Below are 2776 nucleotides of genomic sequence, written 5' to 3'. Positions count from 1 at the left end.
TATGTACCGCTTGCACGGATCGATCAGGGCAAGCCGGCGGCTAACGATGCCGATGCAAGGGATGCGGTCTACTATTTCCACAACGATGTGTCGGGGTTGCCGGAGGAGTTGACCGACGCGAGTGGGGATCTGGTCTGGCAGGCCCGCTACAAGGTTTGGGGCAACGCGGTGAAGGAGGAGTGGATTGCGCGGGCGCCGCAGCGGCCGGACCCTGCATGGGGGGAGACGCAGGCTACGACATCGGCACCGACTTACGCTCCGCGGCCGCAAAACCTGCGTTTTCAGGGGCAGTATCTGGACCGCGAGACGGGGTTGCACTACAACACGTTCCGGTTCTACGATCCTGACATCGGGCGCTTTATCAATCCGGACCCAATCGGGTTGATGGGTGGAACGAACCTCTATCAATATGTGCTCAACCCGATCTCGTGGATTGATCCATTCGGGCTGTCTCCATGTTCAGCCAAGTCCACGCCGGAATCATTTGATGACTGGGTGGCACGTAGCCGTGGCAAGGCCGATGTGTATCTGAGAAGTGCGAGCGGGCAAGAGCCTAACTATGTCGGGATAGCAAAAGACCCGTCTTCACGGTACGCTAAAAACCTTGGTTATAACCTTGATTTACTTACGGATGAGACAGGGCAGCTTCCAAGAAATCAGGCGAGATCGGTTGAGCAGGCAATAATTGATGCGAAACGTGGTGAGTTTACGAATATTGATAACAGTATCGATCCGAATCGTCCTTTGTATAACGATGCTGTAGCATGGGGTCGAAACTGGTTGCAAGATAACGGATGGGGGCATTTACTAGAATGAAGCAAGTAAAAATGAAGGAAGTGATTGATCTTCTGGAGGGTGGGAGAAAGTCGAATCCAGAGAGGGGTGATATTTTTGTTATGTACATGAGAGGGGTTGGATTCATACCTGGCCTCGTTGTGAAGGACGACTTCCAGTATGGTTCGGAGAAGCTTTGCATAATTTATCTTTATAACGAAATTTCGACTGAAAAGAATTCACAATTTATATTGGATAAAAATAATTTGATCGTACCTCCTGCTCTCGTCACAGGGATGGATTGGAGGGCGAAAGGTGGATTTGAGAACGTAGGGCATCTCGATGATTTGGGTATGGATGTCTTTCCGAATCACTGTTTTTATGACAGGCTAAGGAGGCGTTATGTTGATGAAAATAATGGTGTGTGTGAAAAGTTCGAGCCGTGTGGAATTCGTTCAATATCAAATGTCGGTTCGGAGGCTATAGGTATTTACAAAAAATTAAATCCTGATTTTGAGGTTGTCGAATAATAGCGGTTTTTGATGAAGCGAACATCGATCTGACGTGAGCGCGGCGCGTAAGGGGCTCGTGGATATTCAAAGGGCCGCTTGGCGAAATGTCTTGGTGAGATTGGGCGAGTTTTAATCGTGTCACTCAAGAGCGGCCGAGTGCGATCCACGGGTGTTAAGGGTTCGCTCTTTCAGTCTGGAGATTTGAATGCAGCAGACAATGATGCTTGTCGTCATTGCTCAATGAAAGAGGGGGGGTGACCGCCAAGATGCCGACGTTGCAGACCTTCATGACAAGTATTGATGAAGAGGTGTTTTCTGATCTGCTTAAAGTGCATATCCCTCGCGTTAAATTTATTGACTCGTACATATGGGATTCACCTGTTCCTCCTGTGTATGACAGCATGAGCGAGTGTCAGGGACAGCCATTCTCCGATATTGTGATTCTTGATGAAGCGATTTGCACTGTGGAGCGCTATAAGCGTGAATTCGTTGCCCCTCATCCAGGTGGGTCAGGTTATATTGGGTCCATGGAAGGGCCGGGGGCAATCCAGTTTCTGCGATCGCATGAAGCTAAATATGCACCGGGTAGCTTGCGGGACGGACGCCTGGCGGCATCCTATGCTCCTGATGTAGATCAGGCAACGGATGAATTTGTTAAGACTGTCTGGAGAGTATTTAAGAAATTTGCACTAAAGACATTCTTGCTCGATCGCGAGACTGGTACTGTGAGAGAGAACCCGGAAACCCGATTTTTTGCTGGACCGAATGCTGCGGCGATGTTCGACGGTTCCAATGGGAACTATCTAACTAACAACACACTCGCCTATTTCGTAGCTAAATCGTCCAAATGACTCGCGTGCTCGGAGTAATTGGAAAAAGAGAGCACGTGCGATTCTTGAAATTCCGGAACACGTTCGAGGGCGATGCGATTGCGCGGCTCACGGCAAAGGAAAATGCCCGAGAGCGTTGCGAGTAGCTATATGGAAGGGCGATCCGGGTTGCGTCTGGCGAACTGTATGCGCTGACGGCCAGTGACCAGTCGCTGACGAACCGGGTCAACCTGAAATATGGCTCGTGCGATGGGGTGCTAGAGGGTACACCTCGCTGGGCTGGTTCGCGCATACGTACCGAGCTTGGAAATCGCGTCAGCACCACGATCTCTGGCGAGCGCACGATCGATTGGTTGCATTACGGGTCGGGACACGTGCACCAGATCCGCGTTGACGGTGCTGCGGTCGCGGACATGGAACGTGATGATCTGCATCGGGAGGTGTTGCGAACGCAAGGCAAGTTGACCAGTCATTTCGGATATGACGCGGTTGGCCGTCGTGCGCGGCACGCTGCGCAGCGTGGTCATGCGGCTGATGATCTGCTTGCTAAGCAGTGGCAATACGATGCAGCAGGCGATGTGATCCAGAAGCGCGATCAGCGTTATGGCACGACGAACTATCGGTATGACCCGACTGGTCGTATTGAACAGGCGGCGGGGC

3 protein-coding genes and 1 pseudogene are annotated in these 2776 nt (G+C 51.4%); all 4 read left to right on the top strand.

What is annotated here, in order from left to right:
* A partial coding sequence (locus GQ56_RS47145; protein WP_321029213.1) for an RHS repeat-associated core domain-containing protein occupies positions 1-816 on the top strand: 816 nt, incomplete at its 5' end.
* Positions 817-827: 11 nt separating this feature from the next.
* Positions 828-1304 carry a hypothetical protein gene (locus GQ56_RS45390; protein WP_152602015.1) on the top strand — a complete coding sequence of 159 codons (477 nt, stop codon included), beginning with the start codon at positions 828-830 and terminating at the stop codon, positions 1302-1304.
* 236 nt (positions 1305-1540) lie between these two features.
* Complete coding sequence (locus GQ56_RS42780) at positions 1541-2137, top strand: hypothetical protein (protein ID WP_075123139.1); 597 nt, start codon at positions 1541-1543, stop codon at positions 2135-2137.
* A gap of 353 nt (positions 2138-2490) precedes the next feature.
* Positions 2491-2776, top strand: a pseudogene (locus tag GQ56_RS46865) (RHS repeat protein); the annotation flags it as partial.

This window comes from Burkholderia paludis (assembly GCF_000732615.1).
Taxonomy (GTDB): domain Bacteria; phylum Pseudomonadota; class Gammaproteobacteria; order Burkholderiales; family Burkholderiaceae; genus Burkholderia; species Burkholderia paludis.
The sequence above is the reverse complement of the archived record's forward strand: the minus strand, read 5'-3'. Positions and strand labels throughout refer to the sequence as shown.